16 protein-coding genes and 3 pseudogenes are annotated in these 22,194 nt (G+C 54.8%); 14 read left to right on the top strand and 5 right to left on the bottom strand.

Features of this window, described 5'->3' with window-relative positions:
- Positions 1–70: 70 nt before the first annotated feature.
- The 3 genes from HU754_RS17715 to HU754_RS17705 all read right to left on the bottom strand — a co-directional run bounded on the left by HU754_RS17715 (position 71) and on the right by HU754_RS17705 (position 2,248).
- Positions 71–508, bottom strand: a complete 438-nt coding sequence (locus HU754_RS17715) for a hypothetical protein (RefSeq protein WP_016987063.1) — start codon at positions 506–508, stop codon at positions 71–73.
- Positions 509–535: 27 nt separating this feature from the next.
- Positions 536–1,300 (bottom strand): COG4705 family protein, encoded by a 765-nt coding sequence (locus HU754_RS17710; RefSeq protein ID WP_016987064.1) that lies wholly within the window; start codon positions 1,298–1,300, stop codon positions 536–538.
- Between the two features lie 129 nt (positions 1,301–1,429).
- Complete coding sequence (locus HU754_RS17705) at positions 1,430–2,248, bottom strand: alpha/beta fold hydrolase (RefSeq protein WP_186623627.1); 819 nt, start codon at positions 2,246–2,248, stop codon at positions 1,430–1,432.
- A 185-nt stretch (positions 2,249–2,433) separates the two neighbouring features.
- Between HU754_RS17705 and HU754_RS17700 the strand changes: the two genes are divergently transcribed.
- From HU754_RS17700 to HU754_RS17670, 7 genes are all read left to right on the top strand, one after another.
- Positions 2,434–2,883 (top strand): winged helix-turn-helix transcriptional regulator, encoded by a 450-nt coding sequence (locus tag HU754_RS17700; protein WP_186623628.1) that lies wholly within the window; start codon positions 2,434–2,436, stop codon positions 2,881–2,883.
- 167 nt (positions 2,884–3,050) lie between these two features.
- Positions 3,051–4,757 (top strand): ShlB/FhaC/HecB family hemolysin secretion/activation protein, encoded by a 1,707-nt coding sequence (locus HU754_RS17695; RefSeq protein WP_186623629.1) that lies wholly within the window; start codon positions 3,051–3,053, stop codon positions 4,755–4,757.
- 24 nt (positions 4,758–4,781) lie between these two features.
- Positions 4,782–13,679 carry a two-partner secretion domain-containing protein gene (locus HU754_RS17690; RefSeq protein WP_225919921.1) on the top strand — a complete coding sequence of 2,966 codons (8,898 nt, stop codon included), beginning with the start codon at positions 4,782–4,784 and terminating at the stop codon, positions 13,677–13,679.
- Positions 13,679–14,209, top strand: a complete 531-nt coding sequence (locus HU754_RS17685) for a hypothetical protein (RefSeq protein WP_186625723.1) — start codon at positions 13,679–13,681, stop codon at positions 14,207–14,209. The genes HU754_RS17690 and HU754_RS17685 overlap by 1 nt, the downstream gene beginning before the upstream one ends.
- Positions 14,210–14,368: 159 nt before the next feature.
- Entirely contained in the window at positions 14,369–14,764 is a 396-nt protein-coding gene (locus HU754_RS17680) for a DUF6911 family protein (RefSeq protein WP_152611238.1), read from the top strand.
- Between the two features lie 43 nt (positions 14,765–14,807).
- The gene (locus HU754_RS29710; RefSeq protein ID WP_080750799.1) at positions 14,808–15,158 is read left to right on the top strand and encodes a ribonuclease domain-containing protein; all 351 of its coding nucleotides are present in this window, start codon (positions 14,808–14,810) and stop codon (positions 15,156–15,158) included.
- 10 nt (positions 15,159–15,168) lie between these two features.
- Positions 15,169–15,702 carry a hypothetical protein gene (locus HU754_RS17670; RefSeq protein ID WP_186625725.1) on the top strand — a complete coding sequence of 178 codons (534 nt, stop codon included), beginning with the start codon at positions 15,169–15,171 and terminating at the stop codon, positions 15,700–15,702.
- 80 nt (positions 15,703–15,782) lie between these two features.
- On the opposite strand, the pseudogene HU754_RS17665 reads toward HU754_RS17670, so the two are convergent.
- Positions 15,783–16,481: pseudogene (locus HU754_RS17665) on the bottom strand (transposase); the annotation flags it as partial.
- A gap of 181 nt (positions 16,482–16,662) precedes the next feature.
- On the opposite strand from HU754_RS17665, the gene HU754_RS17660 reads away from it, so the two are divergent.
- Positions 16,663–18,483, top strand: a complete 1,821-nt coding sequence (locus tag HU754_RS17660; RefSeq protein ID WP_225919920.1) for a DUF637 domain-containing protein — start codon at positions 16,663–16,665, stop codon at positions 18,481–18,483.
- Positions 18,484–18,486: 3 nt separating this feature from the next.
- The gene (locus HU754_RS17655) at positions 18,487–19,002 is read left to right on the top strand and encodes a hypothetical protein (protein ID WP_186624223.1); all 516 of its coding nucleotides are present in this window, start codon (positions 18,487–18,489) and stop codon (positions 19,000–19,002) included.
- A 37-nt stretch (positions 19,003–19,039) separates the two neighbouring features.
- On the opposite strand, the pseudogene HU754_RS29485 reads toward HU754_RS17655, so the two are convergent.
- A pseudogene (locus HU754_RS29485) lies at positions 19,040–19,357 on the bottom strand (IS4 family transposase); the annotation flags it as partial.
- Positions 19,358–19,436: 79 nt separating this feature from the next.
- Between HU754_RS29485 and HU754_RS17650 the strand changes: the two are divergent.
- From HU754_RS17650 to HU754_RS17630, 5 genes and pseudogenes are all read left to right on the top strand, one after another.
- Positions 19,437–20,030: a hypothetical protein gene (locus HU754_RS17650; RefSeq protein WP_217827560.1), complete on the top strand. Its 594-nt coding sequence runs from the start codon at positions 19,437–19,439 to the stop codon at positions 20,028–20,030.
- A 225-nt stretch (positions 20,031–20,255) separates the two neighbouring features.
- Positions 20,256–20,381 (top strand): annotated as a pseudogene (locus HU754_RS29705) (deaminase domain-containing protein); the annotation flags it as partial.
- Positions 20,378–20,839 (top strand): SMI1/KNR4 family protein, encoded by a 462-nt coding sequence (locus HU754_RS17640; RefSeq protein WP_186624225.1) that lies wholly within the window; start codon positions 20,378–20,380, stop codon positions 20,837–20,839. The pseudogene HU754_RS29705 and the gene HU754_RS17640, both read left to right, overlap by 4 nt.
- 230 nt (positions 20,840–21,069) lie before the next feature.
- Positions 21,070–21,537, top strand: a complete 468-nt coding sequence (locus tag HU754_RS17635; protein WP_186624226.1) for a Cdi1I family immunity protein — start codon at positions 21,070–21,072, stop codon at positions 21,535–21,537.
- Positions 21,538–21,656: 119 nt separating this feature from the next.
- Positions 21,657–22,097, top strand: a complete 441-nt coding sequence (locus HU754_RS17630) for a hypothetical protein (RefSeq protein ID WP_186624227.1) — start codon at positions 21,657–21,659, stop codon at positions 22,095–22,097.
- Positions 22,098–22,194 lie beyond the last annotated feature (97 nt).

The raw sequence follows: 22,194 nt of genomic DNA, 5'->3' as shown, positions 1-22,194 counted from the left end.
CGGTCGAGACCGTCGCGCCTGTATTGAAGCACCTGAGCCGGCGTTTGTCCGCCACCGGCTCAGCGCACGGTCATGATTGACCTTTCATCGAATCGAATGCCTTGAGCACGTCGTCGATCGCCGCTTTGCAGTCGCTCTGCTTCGGCGAGCTGGCACGCAGGGCGTCGAGTGCTCGGTCGATGGCTTTGTCTAGCACGTGCCAGTCGCTTGCTGCTCGTGGCTTGATCCCGGCTTCGGCGGAGTCCCAGGCCGATTCCAGATCCTTGATGCGTGCCTTGGCGCCGGGCAGGTCGTTTTTATCGACGAGGGCGGCGACGTCGGCGGCGATGCTGCGGAACTCGCTCAGGTCGCCGAGCTTCGAGCCTGATTGCGTCGGCGCGCTCATTGACGTCGTGGCGGCACCGCCCGCCGGTTTGTCCGCCGGTTTCGAGCAGCCGGCGGCGATGCCCAGCAGAAAGATCGAGGTGACGATGGCAATGTGACGAATGGTATTTTGAAAGGGACGCATGATGATTCCTCGAATAGATATTGAAGGTTACTGAGTAAGGGATTTGCGGGTGCCGACGCTGATTTGTGCGACAGCCACGAGCAGAACGATGACGGTCAGAAAAATCGCACTGGTCCAGGCCGCGCCCATGCCGAGACCGCCGTAGGTTTTCGCTTGGGTCAGCAGATCGCCCAGAGACGCGCCGAACGGACGGGTCAGGATGTAGGCGACCCAGAAGGTCAACACCACATTGGCCCCCATGCGCCAGGCGATCAGGGTGGCGGCAATCAACGCGCCGAAAATCACCGCGCCAAGGGTGAAGCCCAGGCCCAGTGCTTCGGTGGCCAGGTCACCGGCGGCGGTGCCGAGGGCGAACGTGCAGAGCACCGTGGTCCAGTAGAAAAGCTCCCGGCGCGGGGTGTTGATTTCACGGATCGACAGACTGTGTTCGACCCGATACCAGAGCACGAAATTGATCGCCAGCAGCACTGAAAACACCGCGGTGCTGACGTACAGACTGATATCGAGCATGTCGGTCATGATGTCGGTGATCTGCGTGCCGACGATGCTCACCAGCACCACGGTCAGCCAATAGATCCACGGCGTGTAGGTGACTTTGCGCATTTGCAGGAACAGCGCGCCGCCCAGCAGCAACGCCATGCCGAGGCTGGTCGGGCCGGCGCCGAAACCGACGTCCACGGCGAGAAAGTCCGCACCGGTTTCACCGACGGTCGTCGACAGAATCTTGATCACCCAGAAGGCCAGGGTGACCTCGGGTACTTTGTTGAGCCATCCGGCTTTCGCGGAATTCATGGGCGGGGGCCTCTCCTGAGCAGCGCTGAAGGTGCGCAGGAGAGACAGTAGCGAGGGAAACTTAGCTGAGACTGAGGGGAGCACAAAGTCCGTCAAACGGATGTTGACGGACTTTGCTGCGCTGAGTTTTCAGCGCTTGAGGAACGCCAGCAAGTCCTCGTTCAATGCCTGCGCATGCGTCACCGCAAAACCGTGCGGCGCCCCGGCGTACACCTTCAGCTCGGCACCTTTGATTTGTGCCGCAGCCTGTTTGCCAGTGGTTTCGAGCGGCACGATCTGGTCGCCGTCGCCATGAATGACCAGCGTCGGTACATCGATCCTGGCCATGTCCGGGCGGAAGTCGGTTTCCGAGAACGCCGTGACGCAATCCACGGTGCCCTTGAGCGAGGCCATCAGAGCGATATTCAACGTTTGCGTGAGCACGCCGTCGGAGACTTTCTGACCTTGATTGGTGCCATAGAACGGCGCGGCGAAATCGGCGATGAACTGCGCGCGATCCTGCAGCAGGCCGGCCTTGATCCCGTCGAACACCGAGCTGTCGACGCCTTGCGGGAAGTCGGCCTTCTTGCCGAACAGCGGAGTTACCGCACCCAGTAGCACCAGACCGGCAACCCGCTCGCTGCCATGCCGGGCGATGTAGCGGCTGACATCGCCGCCGCCCATCGAGAAGCCCACCAGCGTTACGTCGCGCAGGTCCAGATGATTGATCAACTGCGCGATATCATCGGCGAAGGTGTCGTAGTCGTAACCGGTCCACGGCTGATCAGAACGGCCGAAACCACGGCGATCGAACGCGATGGTGCGATAGCCACGGCTGCTCAGGTATTCCATCTGGTATTCCCACATGTCGGCATCCAGCGGCCAGCCATGGCTGAACAGCACGGGTTTACCGCTGCCCCAGTCCTTGAAATAGATCTCGGTGCCGTCTTGCGTGGTGAAGGTGCTCATGGAAACTCCTTGCTTCAGGGTTCGCGGTAGTGCCGGAATGGCGACATTCACTATCAGTGCAAAGCGATCCGGCTACTTGTATGCAGGTGCTGGTTTTGCGCAGTTCAGCCGTCGATCGACGATAGAGTTGTATGATGCAACCCTGAGCCGCACAGCCGCCCACTGATTCGAGGGAGTACATTTACGTGAAACGCAAAAGTTTGCAGGGCAATGCCTGCCCGGTTGCCCGCACGCTGGACCTGATCGGTGACTGGTGGTCGTTGCTGATCATTCGTGATGCGCTGGATGGCATCCGGCGTTTCAATGATTTCCAGAAGAGTCTGGATATCGCCAAAAACATGCTCAGCGCGCGCCTCAAGGGGCTGGTGGAGCAGGGGATTTTGCAAGCGCTGCCAGCCGCCGACGGCGGGGCTTATAAGGAATACGTGCTGACTGAGCGCGGCAAAGCCTTGCAGACCGTGATCGTCGCGCTGTCGCAGTGGGGCGGTGAATTCATGTATGCGCCGGGTGAGACAGGGTCGGTGATGGTTGATGCAAAGGATCGTCAGCCGATTCGCAAGCTGGAATTGATCTCGGCCGATGGTCGGTCGCTGGCTCCGGAAGACGTCGCGACGCGGCTGGGTGTTGAACACTGAGAGGCGGCGCTGCTTAATCAGGGTATGCCTCGCGGGACTGCGATCCCATTTGTACATTCCTCGTTACAAACCCGACAAGAGGTCGAAACGATTGTTTGACGCCAAAATGATGGCCATCTAATATCGCGCCACTATTTTGATGTCACTTTCGTATCGAGGGATCGAACATGTCCTCACCCGCCCTCGTGGCGAGGTTGTGCGTAGCGTTGCTGTGCCTGTCTCCACTCCAGATTGCCGTTGCCGCCCCTACACCCGGCGACACCGACCTCATCCGTGATCGCCAGAACCGCCTGCTCGAAGAGCAGCAGCGGCGCCTTGAAGAACTCAAGGATCTGCCCGGCAAAGATGCCAGGCCTGCGCAACCGGCAGCCCCCACCGATACTCGCTGTTTCCCGATCAAAGACATCGAGCTCAAGGGCGCCGACAGCCTTTCCGAGCGCGACAAGACTCGCCTGCTCAAACCCTACATCGGCGAATGCCTCGGTGTGCCGCAGCTCAACGAGCTGCTAAAGGTCATCACCGATCACTACATCGAGAAAGGCCTGGTGACCAGCCGCGCCTACCTGCCGCAGCAGGATCTGTCCAGCGGGCACCTGCAAGTGCTGGTGGTCGAAGGCAAGCTCGAAGGCATGAAGGGCGCGGATAACAGCCAGCTCTCTGAGCGCGAACTGGCCATGGCCTTTCCCGGCAAAACCGGTGACCTGGTCAACCTGCGCGAGATCGAGCAAATGGTCGATCAGCTCAACCGCCTGCCATCGAATCAGGCAAAAATGGAGCTGGCGCCCGGCCAGAACGTCGGCGGCAGTGCAGTGCTGGTCACCAACACTCCACAGAAGCCATGGCGAGTCGGGCTGTCGCGCAACAACGACGGCCAGCGCAGCACCGGCGAACAGCAATGGGGCACCACGTTTGACTGGGACAGCCCGCTCGGTCTGGCTGATCAGTTGAGCCTGCGCGGCGGTCACGATGCGATGACCGATCATCAGCACACCTCGCGTAACGCCATGCTCAACTACAGCTTGCCGTGGGGCTGGTGGACCTTCAGCTACACCTACAGCCAGAGCGAATACCGCTCGCAAATCGCCGCCAACCTCTACAACTTCAAGCAGACCGGCGACAGCGAAAACCATCAGTTGCGCGCCGAGCGGGTGATCCACCGCGACGCCGTCAGCAAGACCTCGCTCAGCGCGGGTCTGTCGTATCTGCGCACCAACAACTTCATCGAAGACAGCAAACTAAATCTGAGCAGCAACCGCATCAGCGAAGCGCAGTTCGGCTTCAACCACGGTCGCCGTGTCGGCAGTGCCTTCGTCAACTTTGACGCCGGCATGCAAGAAGGCATTGGCGCCTTCGACGCGCAGGGCAGTCACGATCCTGGCCCCGGCGAGCCTAATGCACGCTACCGCAAATACACCGCCACCCTGAGCTACCTGCAGCCGTTCAAGTTGTGGGGCGAGTCGTTCAGCTTCAGCAGCCTGATGACCGGCCAGCGCAGTGAAGATGTGTTGTTCAGCCCGCAACGCACCAGCCTTGGTGGCTCGTCGTCGATCCGTGGCTACAAGGATCAGTCGCTGTCGGGCGACAGCGGTGGTTACTGGCGCAACGATCTGCGCTGGACGCGTCCGGTGACCATCGAGTGGCTGCAACCGGTGTTCTCCGAATACGGCACTAGCCTGGGTTACGACCAGGGTGTGATCCAGAACGGTCGCTACAACGGCGATCAGCACGGGCGCATGTCGAGCAACTCGCTGGACCTGTTTGCCCGTGGCAAATACCTGTCCGCCGGGGTGACGTTTGCTCATTCCCTGGAACGCCCGGATGCGCTGACCGAGCGTGAAGCACCGATCTACTTCCGCCTGGATTTTTTCCTCTAATACCGTCCGCCCCGAGATTCTGAAATGGACATTCGTCAACTGGCTCCTCTGGCCAGCCAGCCTGCTGCTGCCGTAAAAAACCGCGAACTTTTCCTGGGCATGCCGAAACGCGGGCTGGCGTTTCTCTTGGCGAACGTCATGTTCTGGCAACCGATATGGGCGCAGGCCGACGGTATTGTGGTGGCCAACCCGAATACCTCGCTGGATCGCGCCGGCAACGGTGTGCCGATCATCAACATCGCCACGCCCAATGCCAGCGGTCTGTCGCATAACCAGTTCCACGATTACAACGTCGGTGCGCAGGGCGTAATCCTCAACAACGTCACGGCACGCACAGAGCAGTCGCAACTGGGCGGGATCATTCTCGGTAACCCGAACCTGCGCGGTGCGGCTGCACAAACCATCCTCAACGAAGTCAACGGCGGCAGCCCGAGTCAGCTGCGCGGTTATACCGAAGTGGCGGGGCAATCGGCGCGAGTGATCGTCGCCAACCCTTACGGCATCACCTGCAACGGTTGCGGGTTCATCAATGCGCCACGAGTGACGTTGACCACTGGTAGACCGGTACTCGACGACGGTCGGCTCGATCACTTTCAGGTTGATCAGGGCAGCGTTTCCATCGATGGCCAAGGCCTGGATGCCAGCGCTGTCGACAGCTTCGAAATCATCACCCGCAGTGCGCAAATCAACGCGCAGATTCACGCCAAACGCCTGAACATCACCACCGGGCGCAACGACGTCAACGCCGATACCCTCAACGCCACCGCGCGCGCCGATGATGGCAGCGCCAAACCGCAGCTGGCCATCGACTCTTCGGCGCTCGGCGGGATGTATGCCGGGGCGATCAAACTGGTGGGGACCGAGCAGGGCGTCGGCGTGAAGCTGGCGGGTGATCTGGCGGCCAGCGCCGGTGACATCCAGATCGACGCCAATGGCCAGTTGAGCATTGCCAAGGTCACGGCCAGCAATGCCATCACCGTCAAAGCGAAAAGCCTCGATGCCCAGGGGCCGGTTTACGCCGGTACGCAGTTGGTCGTGCAAACCGCCGAACAACTGATCAACCGCCAAAGCCTGGCCGCCCGCGACAGCGTCAGCCTGAGCAGCGGCAGCAAGCTGACCAACCAAGGTGTGATTGAAGCCGGGGTCAACGCCGATAACAGCCGCAATGCCGCCGGTGATCTGTCGATCAACAGCGCCGCCGTGAGCAACACGGGTAGTGTCTTGGTCAGCCGCACCCTGAACGCCACCGCTGCGACCGTGTTCGACAATCAGAACTGCATCGTTCAGGCAAAAACCGTCACGCTCAACGCTGCGCGCCTGGTCAACCAAGGGCTGAATTCACGCATTTACGGTGAGACCCACCTGGCCTTGAGCGCTCCGGCCATCGTCAACCTCAACGGCCTGATCCGTTTTGCCGATGGGCAAGCGGCGAGCCTGGTCGTCGACAGCCTGGACAACCGTCACGGGCGTATTGAAATCGCTGGTGGCAGTCTCAAGCTCAATGCCCGAGATGTGAAAAACACCGACGGCAAAATCATTGCCGGGCGCCTGGACATCGATGCCCGCCAACTCGACAACAGCAGCGGCCTGATCGGCGCCAGCCAGAGCGACGCCAAAGTGGTCGCCCGTGAGCGTCTGGACAACGGCAAAGGCAAGCTTCAGGCGAAAACCACACTGGCAGTGTCTGGCGGCGAATTGCTCAATCAGGGCGGTACGCTGGCGGCTGACCAGATCAAGGTCACCGCAGCGCGCCTCGATAACAGCGACAAAGGTGTCATCAGTGCCGAAAACGGTACAGCCGAACTGACGCTGACGCAGGATCTGAATAACCACGATGGCAAAGTGCAGGCGTCGGAACGCCTGACGGTGGCCGCGCAGAGCATCAACAACCGCAACGCCAGCCTGACCGGCAAGACCCTTGAGGTGACCAGCGTTGGCGCGCTCGACAACGCCCAAGGCACGATTTCCTCCGCTGACACTTTGATCACCAGCGCAGACCTGGACAACAGCCAAGGCATGATTCAAGGCACCGAGCGCCTGAACCTGACCGCGCAGGATCTGCAAAACACTAGCGGCAAACTGCTGGGTGGCGTGGTCGATGCCAACCTGCGCAATCTCACCGGCAACAACGACGGCGCGATCAGCGCCGAAACCGGCCAGCTCACGCTGGTCGTCCAACAGCACCTGAACAACGCTTTGGGACGGCTGCAATCCAGTCAGGCGGACGTCGAGATTCAGGCCGGTTCGGTCGACAACCGTGGCGGTGTGGTTGCCGCGAAACAACTGTTGCTGGTGGCGAAGGACGGCCACGTCGACAACCGTGGCGGGCGCATGATCGCCGACGGTCTCAAGCTGCAAGCAGGCAGCCTCGATAACAGTGACAGCGGCCTGTTGGCGGCGGGTGCCGATGGCGCGCGATTGATCCTCAAGCAAACCGCGCCGGGCCAATCGCAACTGCTCAACCACAAGGGCCGTATTCAGAGCGCAGGCCAGTTGCACATCGAAAGCGACGTCGTCGATAACAGCGCCGGCGTCCTGCTCGGCAACACCATCGACATCCACGCCACGCAACTGAGCAACAACGACAAGGGCGGTATCGTCGGCAACGGCGGTGATGTTGTTCTCAACATTGCTGGTGTCTTCAGCAACGTGACCGGTGTCGTCGATGCTGGCGACCAGCGCCTGCTGCTCGATCAACTGACCTCGCTGGACAACCGTGGCGGCAGCCTGCAAGGCAAGCGTCTGGACATCACCAGCAGCGCAATCAACAACAACGCAGGCGGGCAAATCATCGCCGGCAGCGATGGCCTGAAAATCACCGGCAAGACCCTGCTCAATCAGCAGGGCATCATCCTCGCCAACGGCAGCCACGCCGAACTGGCGCTGGGTACCGGCAGTCTGCAGAACCAGGGCGGCACCCTGCAAGCCGACTCGCTGGACATCACCAGTGCCGACCTCGACAACAGCGCAGTCAACGGTAAGGCCGGGCTGATTTCCAGCCTGATCGATGACCTGACGCTGACCGTAACCCGTCTGACCAACCGCGCCGGCAAACTGTTCGGCAAGGATCAGCTGATCTTCACTGGCACCAGCCTGGACAACACCGGCGGCGAGATCAGTGGCAATCAACTGGGCCTCGAAGCCGTCGGGCAGATTCTCAATCAGGGCGGCCTGATCGAATCGGCCACCAGTCTCAAGCTGACTGCCAGCGGCCTGGATAACAGCAATGGCGGCCAAGTCCGCGCACTTGGGGGCGCTTCCAGTCAAATCAAACTGACCGGCAGCCTCAACAATCAAAGCGGTGTGATCGAAATCGGCAGCCAGGATTTGGTGCTGTCCGGCGCGCAACTGAATAACCTCAGCGGTAACCTGCGCCACGCGGCGCAGGGTCTGTTCGATCTGGATCTGAGCCAACTGACCGGCAGCCAGGGCAGCCTCACCGGTCTGGGCAAGGGCGTGTGGGATGTCGGCGCGGTCAATGGCGTCGGCACTTGGCAGCTCAACGGCGGGCTGACTTACACCAGCGCGCAGGACCTGATGCTCAACGCCGGCGACCGGATCGCCAGTGCTTCGACACTGAATCTGAATGTCGCCAACCTGAACAACGCCGGGCAATTGGCAAGCGATGGTGATCTGACGCTGAACCTTGGCGGCAATCTGTTCAACAGCGGCAAAGTTTCGGCGCAGCAGAAACTCACGATCAACGCCAACGAGGTGATTCAGCAGGACGGTCGACTGGTCAGCGGCGGCGATACCGTCATGACGCTGCGCGGCACGCTGGACAACCTCGGCCGTCTGATCGCCAACCAGAATCTTACGGTGACAGCTGCCCAGATCAACAACAAAGGCACCTTGGGTGCTCAGGGCAATCTCGAATTCAACGTTACCAACGGCATCTCCAACAGTGCCGATACGCTGCTGTTCAGCGGCGGCACAATGAAGCTGCACAGCAACAGCCTGAACAACTATTACGGCGATATTTACAGCCGTGGCAATCTGTCGTTCGACGCGGTCGGTGGCGGTCGTGCGGCATCGTTCAGCAACCTGTCGGGCACGGTTGAAGGCGAGGGCGATATCGACATCAATGCGGTGTCGGTGGAGAACGCCAAGTCGGTTTTCGAAATGTCGCAGGGCGGCAGTTCCGGCTCCATCAAATGGATTTGCGGGCAGCACTGCGGTGGCCACGATGGCTGGAAAAGAGGCACGATCATCATTGATCGGACCTATAACGATGTGGTCCTCAAAGACTCGACTGCATCGCGCTTCGTCGCTGGCAAAAACCTGTCGATTCATGCCGGCAGCGTCGAAAACCGCTACAGCATGATGGCTGCCAACGGCAATCTCACGGTAACGGCCGACCGCTTGTTAAACCTTGGCGCAGAATCGCGCTCTGGCACTTCGACAGAAACGATCGGCACGCCAGGCAGGATCGACAATAGCTTGTGGGATCGCATGGAGTTCGTCGAAGTCCCGGCGTTCAATGCGCAGACGCAGCAGGGGAATTTCGATGAGGCACGCTTCAATGAATTGGTCGCTGTTACCAATGACAGTCGCTTCTCTCACCCTGACACCGTACATATAGACTGGTCCCCCAATGGCAACACCCTGTATCCAGCCACCCTGCAGGCGGGAGGAACGGTAAGCCTTAACGTCACCGACTCCATCCAGAACGGCAAGCTCTACAACAATACCTACGATCAACTCAGCGGAAATCTGGACAGCGAAAAAGCCACCGGTGTGGGTGTCGTCGACATCAATCTGGGCAAGCGCAGCAGCGCCGCCAGCGTTCAGGTTGCCAAGGACGTCACTCGCATCGAAAAGGTGGATGCGGAAGGCGTGAAGCAGATCAGCTTCGTCCCGGTTGATTTTCGTGGGGTGCCGTTTGCTGCCGTAGATCCCACCGCGTCTTCGACTTTCAGGCTTCCGAAAGGCCCGTACGGCATGTTCGTGCAGAGCCAGAATCCACAAAGTCGGTATCTGATCGAAACAAACCCGGAGCTCACCCAGACCGCGCTATTCATGAGTTCCGACTACCTGCTCGGCAAACTCGATTTCAGCGCCGATGAAGCCGCACGCCGCCTCGGCGACGGGCGCTACGAATCGCGTTTGATCAGCGATGCCGTGTTGGCTCAGACCGGCCAGCGTTTTCTGGCCGGCGGCTTGAACAACGATTACGAGCAATTCCGTTACCTGATGGATAACGCGCTCGCCAGTAAAAATGAGCTGAATCTGGCGGTGGGAGTCACCCTGACATCCGAGCAGGTGGCGGCGCTGACGCATGACATCGTCTGGATGGAAGAACGTGTCGTCGACGGTCAGAAAGTACTCGTGCCAGTGCTTTATCTGGCTCAGGCCGAATCCCGTAACGTGCGAGGCGGTAGCCTGATTCAGGGGCGTGATCTGGAAATGATCACCGGCAACGACCTGGTCAACGTCGGCACTTTGCGTGCCACCAACAACCTTTCGGCTGACGTTAAAGGCAGCCTTTATAACGGTGGCCTGGCCGAGGCCAACGAACGCCTGAGCGTGATGGCCACCGACAGCATCCGCAATGCGCTGGCCGGTGATATTCGCGGTAATCAGGTCAGCCTGAGCACCCTCAAGGGTGACATCGTCAACGACCGAACCGCTGTGACTTACAGCCCAGGGCAGGGGTTGCTCACTTCAACTGACGACGGCGGCAGCGTTAGCGCCCGCGATACGCTGAGCATCAAGTCCGGCCGTGACTTGACCAACTCCGGCACGATCACCAGCGGCGCCGATGCAAACTTGAGCGCGACTCGCGACATCAATTTGCTGGCGGTCCAGGACGTCAACGAGATCCACAAAATCGAGAACGGCGGGCATCGCTCGACCGTTACTACAACGGTGGAAAATCTCGCGTCCAGCGTGAAGAGCGGCGGCAACCTGAAGCTTGATGCCGGTCGTGACATCAACGTCGTCGCCAGTACCGCTGAGGCAAAAGGCGATCTGCTTGCCGACGCGAAACAAGACTTGAACATGGCTTCGGCGAGTGACGAACACAACGTCGAGACCAATAGCAAAAAAGGCAAGAAACGCGTCCACGAAGAAGATAACCACACCGTCCAGAAAGCCGCCGAGTTCATCGCGGGCGGCGACGTGAAAACCTCTTCCGGCCGCGACACCACACTTGTTGCGAGCAAGATCAGCGCAGGCAATGAAGCCTACGTGTATGCGGGTAACAACCTGAGCCTGCTGGCCGCGCAGAACAAGGACTACACCCTGTATGACATGAAGGAGAAGGGTGGTTTCGGCGCCAAGAAAATGAAGCGCGACGAGGTTACTCAGATTACTCATGTGGGTAGCGAGATCAAGACTGGGGGCAATCTCACACTGGTTAGCGAGGGAGACCAGCGCTATCAGGTGGCGAAGCTCGACAGCGGCAAGGACATTGTTCTCGACAGCGGCGGCTCCATCACCTTTGAAGGGGTGAAGGACCTGCATGACGAGAGTCATGTAAAGAGCAGCGATAACCTGGCGTGGACTTCCATGAAGGGGGAGGGCAGGACTGACGAAACGTTGCGTCAGAGTGCCCTGATTGCCAACGGATCGATCACCATCAAAGCGGTTGATGGACTGAAGATCGATATCAATAGGGTAAACGAACAAAGTGTCAGTCAGGCCGTGGATGCAATGGTCGCTGCCGATCCGAATCTTGCCTGGTTGAAACAGGCACAAGCACGAGGCGACATCGACTGGCATCAGGTAGAGGAAATACACAAGACCTTCAAATATGAACACTCTGGGCTTGGCGCAGGAGCACAACTGGTTTTGGCCATTCTTTTAGCGGCGATCACCGGAGGGGCAGGTGCTGCTCTAGTGGGAGCGGCCGAGGGCTCGTTGTTTGCCGGCATTGCCAACACCATGTTTGTGTCCCTGGAAACAACGGCTGCTAATAGCGCAATCAGCAACAAGGGGAAAATTGGGGCGGTTGTCAAAGACACCTTCAGCAAAGAAAGTTTGAGAAATGCCGCGATTGCCGGAGCCACCGCCGGCTTGACTCAAGGCTTTATCGATCCATACCTTGGCGGCCAAACGGTGCCGTTCAACAACCTCACCAAGGGCTTTAACCTTAATACGCTTGAAGGTATCGGTGGTTTTGCCATCCATGCGAGCGCTCAGGGGGTCGCCTCGGCCGGCATTAAAACGGTCATAGGCGGTGGTAGCTATAGCCAGAATCTGAAAGAGGGCCTGATCTTTCAGGCAGGAAATGTCGTTGCCGCTACCGCGTTCAACTTTGTAGGCGGTTACGCTCAGAAAAACTGGCAAATAGCGAAAAATGCCGGTGACTCGGTCGGCATGTCCATATGGGCCGAAGGTGGTGCCGCTCGCACCGCTCTGCACGCGTTGATGGGGGGCGCCGTCTCCAGCATTACCGGTGGTGACTTCAAAAGCGGAGCAATTGCCGCCGGCGCAAGCCAAGCCATGGCAGGCGCGCTTAACTCGACATTTAACGATCAGCCGAATTTACGCCAGGCGTTCTCCCAGATAGTTGGTTTGACCGCCGCTGGTTTGGCCGGCGCAGACATCAACAAGGCATCGTGGGTTGCTTTGATGGCTGACGAGTACAACCGCCAGCTTCATCAAAAAGAAGTCTTGGCGTTGGAAAAGCTGCAAGAAGAGAATCCCGAAAAAGCGTACCAACTCAAGGCGGCAGCTTGCGCGATAGTTCATTGCAGTGCCTCGGTTCACCCTGATGACCAAAAAAATTATGATGCGCTCACAAAGCTGGAAGCCGATGGCAGTGGCTTCAAGGATGCTCAAAGCGCGCTGTTCGCTACCGGAGCTTTTGACGAGTATTCGAAATGGGATCAGGTCAACGACGGCCTGCTGCGCAATGAAGAAAGTGCTCAACGCACAGGCAACGCCGGCCGAGCGATATTAGGAGCCGCGGGCGCTGCTGCAGGTTACAGCGGCGCGATAATCACAAGCCCGGCCTGCGTGACTCTTGTTGGTTGCGCCCTGCCTGGAATGTCCGCAGCGGCGGGTGCAGCCTCCTTTCTGGAGAGCTGGGAAGCTACTGGAAGACTGTTTGCACCATATGAATACACCCAGGGCGACAGGGTGCTCGCGTCCTTCAGCAGTGAAACCTATCCGGGCGATGTGAACCCGCTTCGTGATTACGGTACGGAAGCTGCGAAAGCTGCAGTGGAGATGTTGCTGCTCAAGGGCGCCGGAAAATACCTGGAGGGAAGTGGGGAGCTTCTGTTGACTTCAGGTGGCAAGAAGGGAGGGAGTCTCCCAGGCAGCACCTCGGCAGTCGATAAAGTTGAATTCAATGCGACTCGCGATGCAGAAGGTTTTGGGTTGTCTGCCCAGCGTGACTTTGTCCCGGGGAAAGTGCATCGTGCGGAAAATATCAACGCTGGACAGGTAACGGATCGTGATGGTCTTCCGCGTGTTGATGGTGAGAAAACGGCGAATGACTTGCTCCTGAAAGAACAGTCAGGTGGAATAGATGCTCCATACTGGGGAACACAGCGTCCGGCTTGGAAGGAAGGGACAATGGTGACGGATAGCGTGGTAAATGAACCACGTATAACGACGATGACCATTAACGAAGCGCAGTATATAAAGATGCAGAAAGAAATGGACGAAGGAAGAAATCCCTCATCTGTGCTAGGAGCTTGGGCCACGGATACACCAATAAACTCTGTGGCAGATGTTCGAAATAAACTCGCAGTCTCGGAAGAGTTTAAAAGTGGGAAGCTGTATCAGATTAGATTGACGATCAAGCCTGGGGTAGGAGTACGGGACGGGGATGTGGGCAATATGTGGGATGCAATAAATGGTACTCGCTTGCCAGGTGGTGGGCATCAAGTGAACTTTATGGATAAGCCGCCCCGAACCAATCCAGAGCTTTATGAAGTTGATATGGACTCGCTGAGGTTGCTCAAGTGATGGATTTTGTTTATGAGGTTGTTACAAGGCGCGAGTTTGATGACGGGTTCGTTTCTGACCAGTTTGTTCGCTGGGATGGAGTAAGTAGCAGTCTTGAGGAAATAAAGCAGAATATTCTATATGTAGAAAAGCATAAGGTTGTTGCCCTGCGGCAGAGGTTGGTTTTGGATAGTGGTGCAGAGGTTGATATTCCGATCTTCGAAACCCTACATATTTTGCCTGACAGGACTGGAGTCTTAGTGATATTTGAAAAGGAGCCTTCTAGGTTCGGTGTCTCTCATGCACCTTGGTTTTTCAGTTTTCCTAATAATGCTGCAATTTATAATGTTGACGGGTCATTGCGCCATCAGCTGTGCAATCCGTATGGTAAAAATAGTTATATCGGTGCCATACACTCTGGAGCGATGCCCGATCATCCAGATAAGCTGGGAGTTCTAATCGGCACAGTTGGTCATGAGCCAGAATGGCTGTATTTGGTTGATCCGAATAGTCCGCAGTTGATTTCTACTGGAAAGTGGATTCGTTATTAGCTTGGATAACTGCAGATAAATGGGGACAGACCACGTTTAAAAAGTACTCCGAAAACGAGGTCTGTCCCCTTTTTATTACTCTTACCATCAAAGAGCTTGCGACAGGTAAAACGCTTTATTGGCGCCCTGGAATGAAATCAGTAAAAGAGGTGAAATAATGTGAAGCGCTCTCTCTCTTGGACGGTCGGTTTTGGCAGAACCTGTGAAGGTGGCACGCAAAGAGATCCATCTTGGAATGATGTCGTTGCGCACCTTGAAGAGTCCTGCCGAAATTTGGGGAGTGTAACTCTGGATATTGAAGAATTAGCAGGCTTCGAACTCTTGACATTGCAGGTTGTCGCAGAGACAGGCAAGTACGCACTGACGCTCGGCGTTGATGATGGCGATGACTACGATGTCAAAGTATTTTGCGGCGATAAAAATCGTGGCGGAATTATGCATATCCAAGGCGACGCCGTTGCTGGTTCAGCCATCTGCTCAAATTTTGAGATTGTCGTGGAGATATTCAAGCAGCTCTTCGACAGTGGCGGAGTGTCGTCAGCGCTCATGAACTGACTTTTAATTCGAGCGACTCCGGCTAAAACAAAAAACGCCCCAAATCAACCGGCGCGTTTTTCATTTATCAAACACTAAATTCCGGACGCTCACCGAAACGCGATACTACACTGAATATGTCCATCCTACGCCCGGTATTGCAGGGCCAGGACCTCAGCGAATCGTCGTAGGGAAAGGCGGCGAAATGTATTACACCGCTGACCACTACAAAACCTTCATCCCGATAAAAATTGAGGCCTATCGAAAAGATAAATGGGGACAGACCACGTTTAGAAAACATTCCGAAAACGTGGTCTGTCCCCTTTTTATGCTGGCGGAGCACATGAAGTTAATTTTATGGATAAAACCCCTCGCACGAATCCTGAGCTTTATAATGTTAATATTGATAGTTTGAGGTTGTTGAAATGATTGACCTTGTTGCGTGTATAAGGAATGAGGTGGTGCATGCTGATGGAACGATCTTTGAAAGTTTTTACGATTGGCAGGGGCGTAGAACTGATTTTGAAGTTGAAATGGCGCAAGTTAAGTATGTGCGTGTGAGTAAGGTTGTAGAAATAAGAAAATACATGGTTTCTGATGCCGGTTCGGAGGTTTTGTTTTCTGCAGCGGGCATCCCATATATATTGCCAGATAGGACTGGAGTGCTGGTCGTTTTTAATGAAGAGCCATCCAGGTTTAATTCTTCTGAAGCACCTTGGTACTTCGGGTGTCCTCACAACGCTGCGATCTACAATGTTGATGGTGCATTGCGTTTTCAGTTGCACAATCCTTATGGGGAAGGCAGTTATATAGGCGCCATACATTCAGGTGCGATGCCTGAGCATCCAAATTCACTAGGTGTTTTGGTTGGAGCCGTAGGGCATGATCCAGAGTGGCTTTATTTGGTTGATCCAGATAGTCCGGAATTAATTTCTACAGGAAAGTGGATTCGCTATTAGTCTTAAATAAGGAGGGGGATAAATGGGGGCAGACCACGTTTAGATAGCTCTCTGAAAACGTGGTCTGTCCCGAATGGCACTTACTTAACATGTTTTGGGTGCCCGTTTTTTCTGACATCTGCCCTTGCTGACCGACGTGGTTTGGTCAGCAAGGGGTAGGCTTGAGGTCTTCGTTTTATGGCTCGCGGTTCGATACGACCAGGCCGATTTGCGACGCGCCTCTGAGCAATCAGCATCAATAAATTCGACAGTCCATTCTCGTCTTCGGAACTGCCATATTGTCGCAGCGCCAGCCATAGCTGAAGGCTGTGTTTGAAACTCAGTTCGCGAGGTAAACAGTCAGCTAACAGAGCCGATTGTGCCATCAGCATTCGGATCAGATTGTGAGCTAACAGATAGACCCATAACTCCTTTACTGCCATGCTTGGGGTTTTGCAGCTTAACTTTCCTAGTCCCAGCGTAGCTTTGAGATTGCGCAGATCCAGTTCAACATGCCATCGACCCTTGTACAGCGATTTCAGGGCTGTTTTAGGTGTCTGCTTTGGGCAATGCAACGTGGTGACCAAAGTTTTCCCACCCGCCTTCAACTCCCGCACGGTCAGTCTTTCAGGCGCCTTTTCGTAATGCGCTTGACTCATCCACAGCGGTCTTCTTACAGGCTTTTTCAATTCGATCAGGTGATCTTCCGAACCGAGACTCTGACCTAGGCGAAAGTCCGTGCTGCGCCGTCGAGCACCGTATTGTTCGAACACGCCATCGATACCTCTTCGTTGCAACTCGGGGGGAAATGGGGGCAGACCACGTTTAGAAAGTACTCCGAAAACGTGGTCTGTCCCCGTTCTACCCGTTCTACCCGTTCTACTCTTCAAAGGGGCCGTTGATTGAAGAGAATAAATGGGGACAGACCACGTTTAGAAAGCGCTCTGAAAACGTGGTCTGTCCCCTTGTCCCCTTGTCCCCTTGTCCCCTTGTCCCCTTAGCCAGAATCTGAAAGAGGGCCTGATCTTTCAGGCAGGAAATGTCGTTGCCGCTACCGCGTTCAACTTTGTAGGCGGTTACGCTCAGAAAAACTGGCAAATAGCGAAAAATGCCGGTGACTCGGTCGGCATGGCCATATGGGCCGAAGGTGGTGCCGCTCGCACCGCTCTGCACGCGTTGATGGGGGGCGCCGTCTCAAGCATTACCGGTGGTGACTTCAAAAGCGGAGCAATTGCCGCCGGCGCAAGCCAAGCCATGGCAGGCGCGCTTAACTCGACATTTAACGATCAGCCGAATTTACGCCAGGCGTTCTCCCAGATAGTTGGTTTGACCGCCGCTGGTTTGGCCGGCGCAGACATCAACAAGGCATCGTGGGTTGCTTTGATGGCTGACGAGTACAACCGCCAGCTTCATCAAAAAGAAGTCTTGGCGTTGGAAAAGCTGCAAGAAGAGAATCCCGAAAAAGCGTACCAACTCAAGGCGGCAGCTTGCGCGATAGTTCATTGCAGTGCCTCGGTTCACCCTGATGACCAAAAAAATTATGATGCGCTCACAAAGCTGGAAGCCGATGGCAGTGGCTTCAAGGATGCTCAAAGCGCGCTGTTCGCTACCGGAGCTTTTGACGAGTATTCGAAATGGGATCAGGTCAACGACGGCCTGCTGCGCAATGAAGAAAGTGCTCAACGCACAGGCAACGCCGGCCGAGCGATATTAGGAGCCGCGGGCGCTGTTGCAGGTTACAGCGGTGCGATAATCACAAGCCCGGCCTGCGTGACTCTTGTTGGTTGCGCCCTGCCTGGAATATCCGCAGCGGCGGGTGCAGCCTCCTTTTTGGAGAGCTGGGAAGCTACTGGAAGACTGTTTGCACCATATGAATACACCCAGGGCCACAGGGTGCTCGCGTCCTTCACCAGTGAAACCTATCCGGGCGATGTGAACCCGCTTCGTGATTACGGTACGGAAGCTGCGAAAGCTGCAGTGGAAATGGTGCTACTGAAAGGTGCAGGGAAGTACTTGGAGGGAACCGGGTCTTCGATTTTGGTATCTGGTGTGAAGAAGGAGGGGGTAGTAGCCGACGGCGTCATTGGAGCGTCGAATACTGATAAGCCGGTCCTTCCCGCTTGGTACCGCGAAGACAGCTCAGCAGGCGCCTCCTTCAATAAAACTGACGGCCTGCCAGATGGATACCGCCGTGTATTGAATACCAGAACGGGCAATGCTGAGGTTCTTGCACCAGATGGACAGCTCTATTTCGACACTGGCAATGGACTGAAGCCGAAGGCGGGCGGTAATCTTGCTGAGTTGGCGGAGGCTGAGCGACGGATTAATGGTACAAAAGCGACTGGTGCAGCTGAGGTGCCGGCTACTTCTGCAATTGCGCGTGTTGGGCTGAGAGACGATCTGGCCGCGCAAGCAGGGATTCCTCGAAATATTGCTGAATCGCCGTCGAGCATGTGGGGTAAATCGATTGATGACATCAAGCAGGCGCTAACGCTTGATGGTGCGAGTCTTACGCCGAAACCTCCATTGGCTGGTACTTCAGGTAAAGCACAGGTCTTTAACGTTGAAGGACACCCGGCAATAAAAGAGGTAGAGTTCCATCCGGGCGGTGGAACCCACGGTGATAGTCCGTACTATAAGCTTGTTAGTACTGAGAAGATTGGCAATAAAAATTTAGAAATACGGGTAATTGATCCGTCGCCTGATTTTAGTCCGGGCACTATTACGCGTTATCAACAATATTATGATACCCAAGGAAATCGTCTGAAATATGAGGGCGGTGAGTGGAAGGGCTGGAAGTGATCTATGCGAAATTTTTTCCCTGATTTGTACTCTGACCTTGTTCCAGGTATGTCAGCAGCAGGATTCTCTTTAGGTGAGTCGTTTTCCAATGTTAGCGAAAAAGTTGGGGAGGTCGAGTGGTACGGTCCGGAAGTACCTGTTCGTGACATTCTCATTAAGAATAACTCTTGGGTCGGAATTAAGAGAAGGATCGGTTTTGGTAATGAGCTTTTATTGTCATATCGATTTATGAATGAGGCGGTCTCGCTGTACTTCGAAGATGCCGGAAGACTTTATAGAATTGCCGTAGGTGAAGGGTATCGCGGGAAATTTAATAGTGTCAGTGTGGGGGATGATCTTCGAAACTTGGAAAGGGAGTTTGATGTTTTGTTTAATGATGCGGATGATGATTTTCTTTTGAAAAAAAGTGGAAGAATATTGGCGGGGATTAGTTTTGTTACTGACTACAGGGCTTCTTTAGAAGATGCGCCAGAACAGGTAATCAAGTTTATATCAATACATGACTGGTCCCTTAGGTAAAGATAAATGGGGACAGACCCTGAGGGATCCCCACAAACTACTCCAACACCTGCGCCTGTTGATGTACCTCGGTTCGCAAAGTGCGCTCAAGTCTCATCAAGGTTTTTCGAGAGTTTGAGCCGTGTCCACTGCGCCAGTATTCCAAGCCCAGTCGCCACAGCGACAACACCCGTCGGCGTTTAAGACTATTGCTTTGAAAACGATTTTCATGACCCGCTTCGCGGGCCTGCAACCCCGTTAAACAAATGATGTAATTGGCCAAAGCCGAGATCATTAAAAGCACTTCGATTCTGCGTGGACAGTGACCCCGATGGCGGGTCACGCCAACGCCAAAATGCTCGCTTTTTACATCCCTGAGATAAATGGGGACAGACCACGTTTAGAAAACATTCCGAAAACGTGGTCTGTCCCCTTTTTACGCTCTGCACGCGTTGATGGGGGGCGCCGTCTCCAGCATTACCGGTGGTGACTTCAAAAGCGGAGCAATTGCCGCCGGCGCAAGCCAAGCCATGGCAGGCGCGCTTAACTCGACATTTAACGATCAGCCGAATTTACGCCAGGCGTTCTCCCAGATAGTTGGTTTGACCGCCGCTGGTTTGGCCGGCGCAGACATCAACAAGGCATCGTGGGTTGCTTTGATGGCTGAAGAGTACAACCGCCAGCTTCATCAAAAAGAAGTCTTGGTGTTGGAAAAGCTGCAAGAAGAGAATCCCGAAAAAGCGTACCAACTCAAGGCGGCAGCTTGCGCGATAGTTCATTGCAGTGCCTCGGTTCACCCTGATGACCAAAAAAATTATGATGTGCTCACAAAGCTGGAAGCCGATGGCAGTGGCTCAAGGATGCTCAAAGCGCGCTGTTCGCTACCGGAGCTTTTGACGAGTATTCGAAATGGGATCAGGTCAACGACGACCTGCTGCGCAATGAAGAAAGTGCTCAACGCACAGGCAACGCCGGCCGAGCGATATTCGGAGCCGCGGCGCTGTTGCAGGTTACAGCGGCGCGATACTCACAAGGATGAATGGGGATAAATGGGGATAAATGGGGACAGACCACGTTTAGAAAGCGCTCTGAAAACGTGGTCTGTCCCCGTTTTACCGTACCGTAGGCGTGAGCGGTCTAGCGAAGCGCCTTGGAACGGTCGATGTCCCAGAAAAGCAAGTATTCGACACAATACAAACTGATAACAATCCAAGGACAATGGACTCAGAGTATAAGATATTGTCGAATCTAGCAGATAAGCTGACCCCCCCTCGTCGCAAGGGGTCGTGAACATTTACTCAGAGCTTCCAATCTGCGTTTCATGCAGTGGGGTTATAAGTCAGTTTCAACAAAGGTTCCCCGTTGTGATTGTTAACGTAGAAACAGGAAGGCCAAGATGAAAAAAAATCGAGATGTTTTTCATGAGTTGGTGCTGCGGGGAGTGATTTTAGAGTCTGCACTTGTTGGTTGCTCCGAAGGGGAGATTGCATCAGTCGAGCAACATTTTGGTTGTAAAATTCCGTTAGAGTATCGTGAGTTTTTGACAGTTGCTGGGCATTCGGCTGGTAAGATTTTCTGTGGCGTAGATATTTTTTATCCGAGATTACTTAGCCTGAAGTCGGAGGCGGAAGAGTTGCTTGATGAATTAGGTCTCTCTGATTTGTTGCCTGCGGATGCTAAGGTATTCTGCATGCATCAAGGATATGAAATTAATTATTTTCTACCGGTCTCTGACGATCCACCAGTATTTCAATTCTTTGAAGGTCAAAGTTCGAGCGTTAAAGCTTGGGATAGCTTTTCAGACTTTTTAATGGCATCAATAGAAAGCCATTTTGCACAATGGCCGGACTTGAATTGACTCGGCTAAAGGTGCGACTTCAAATGCAATAATAAAGTAAAGGGGGCAGATTTATTTGGTTTAATAAATCTGTCCCCTTTTTTTGCAGTCAACAGTTGATAGAAGATAAATGGGGACAGACCACGTTTTTGGAGGATAAATGGGGACAGATCACGTTTAAAAAGTACTCCGAAAACGTGGTCTGTCCCCGTTCTACTCTTCAAAGAGTCCGTTGATTGAAGGAGGGCACCATGGCTGGGCTATTAGAAATCGTATTTGAGAACGTCAAGCAGAATATGGTGTTGCCCTTGTTGGAAACAGTTGTTGCCAATGCAGCCTCAGTAATCGGCGCTGAGTGTTCAGAGGTTTTTTCAGTCTGGAACGATGGGAAGCTTGAGCTTGATGCAGTCGACGCCGCACTTGATTTCAATGGCGCAGTGAGTGTACTTATCAATGTTCGAAGTTTGAAGTTTATAGATGTGAGCGTAAACTCGGCACTCATTCGAATTATTAAGTATCAAGGTGGTTTTGATCTTGATATTAGTTTTGATGAGGATGATCACGGGTTGGCGGATGTCGATGGTGTTGGTGCTTTTTTTGCGTTCTCGAAGGAAGTGGCCAAGAAATTCGAGTTTGGTAATTGCTACTTTGGAATGGAGCCAGCCTCGGAGGAGAATACACGATTTTTCACCAATGACGTGTTGGGGCCGCTGAAGTAAAGCGAGTTGACGAGTTTTTCTTATTATCAAACGCTTCCTGGCTCGAATGGGGGCAGAGCATGTTCAGAAGTACTCCGAAAACGTGGTCTGCCCCCTTTTTACCTTTTCGGAGCCGAGTAATGGAAATGAATGACGAACTTCTGGAAATCAATGATCTTGATTGGTTTGCCTCATGTCGTGGTGGGGTCATCGCTCATTTCGCTACAGGTGGACATGGGGTTGTGCCTGACGATGTCCGTCAGTCAATTTCCAGATATGAGGAAACTTATGACTGCTTCTATTCAAGGCCTGGAGGCGTGGACGTTGAGATAGTAGAAGCCAATTTGGTTGAGTTTGCCGATGAAGCTCAGCGTTCGCGCTATTTAAAATCTTTTGTTGAAATGGCCGGCAGAGGCTTGTTCAGTCATGACGCTTCCGAGCAGGGTGGTTATAGATTAATTGCCAAACCAAAATCGGCGCTAGAGTTAGTGGATCTCCCGAAGTTGATGCAGTCTTCTATTTGTAAGCTACCATTGGAACTCACTGACTGGATACGTTGCGACGACTTCATTAAAGATTAAATGGGAAAGAACACATAAAAAATGCTTTGAAACTGTAAATGGGGAGGTAAATGGGGACGGACCACGTTTAGATAAGGGGCGGACCACGGCTTTGCAA

The organism is Pseudomonas zeae (assembly GCF_014268485.2).
Lineage (GTDB): Bacteria > Pseudomonadota > Gammaproteobacteria > Pseudomonadales > Pseudomonadaceae > Aquipseudomonas > Aquipseudomonas neuropathica.
This window is presented reverse-complemented; position numbering and strand designations above follow the sequence as displayed.

Bases quoted from the DNA above. Each gene is read 5' to 3' on its own strand.
- HU754_RS17715 (WP_016987063.1), bottom strand. From the start codon at position 508: ATGCGTCCCTTTCAAAATACCATTCGTCACATTGCCATCGTCACCTCG.
- HU754_RS17635 (WP_186624226.1), top strand. From the start codon at position 21,070: ATGGCTGGGCTATTAGAAATCGTATTTGAGAACGTCAAGCAGAATATG.
- HU754_RS17690 (WP_225919921.1), top strand. From the start codon at position 4,782: ATGGACATTCGTCAACTGGCTCCTCTGGCCAGCCAGCCTGCTGCTGCC.
- HU754_RS17640 (WP_186624225.1), top strand. From the start codon at position 20,378: ATGAAAAAAAATCGAGATGTTTTTCATGAGTTGGTGCTGCGGGGAGTG.
- HU754_RS17705 (WP_186623627.1), bottom strand. From the start codon at position 2,248: ATGAGCACCTTCACCACGCAAGACGGCACCGAGATCTATTTCAAGGAC.
- HU754_RS17670 (WP_186625725.1), top strand. From the start codon at position 15,169: ATGATTGACCTTGTTGCGTGTATAAGGAATGAGGTGGTGCATGCTGAT.
- HU754_RS17650 (WP_217827560.1), top strand. From the start codon at position 19,437: ATGGGGGGCGCCGTCTCCAGCATTACCGGTGGTGACTTCAAAAGCGGA.
- HU754_RS17685 (WP_186625723.1), top strand. From the start codon at position 13,679: ATGGATTTTGTTTATGAGGTTGTTACAAGGCGCGAGTTTGATGACGGG.
- HU754_RS17655 (WP_186624223.1), top strand. From the start codon at position 18,487: ATGCGAAATTTTTTCCCTGATTTGTACTCTGACCTTGTTCCAGGTATG.
- HU754_RS17710 (WP_016987064.1), bottom strand. From the start codon at position 1,300: ATGAATTCCGCGAAAGCCGGATGGCTCAACAAAGTACCCGAGGTCACC.
- HU754_RS17630 (WP_186624227.1), top strand. From the start codon at position 21,657: ATGGAAATGAATGACGAACTTCTGGAAATCAATGATCTTGATTGGTTT.
- HU754_RS17695 (WP_186623629.1), top strand. From the start codon at position 3,051: ATGTCCTCACCCGCCCTCGTGGCGAGGTTGTGCGTAGCGTTGCTGTGC.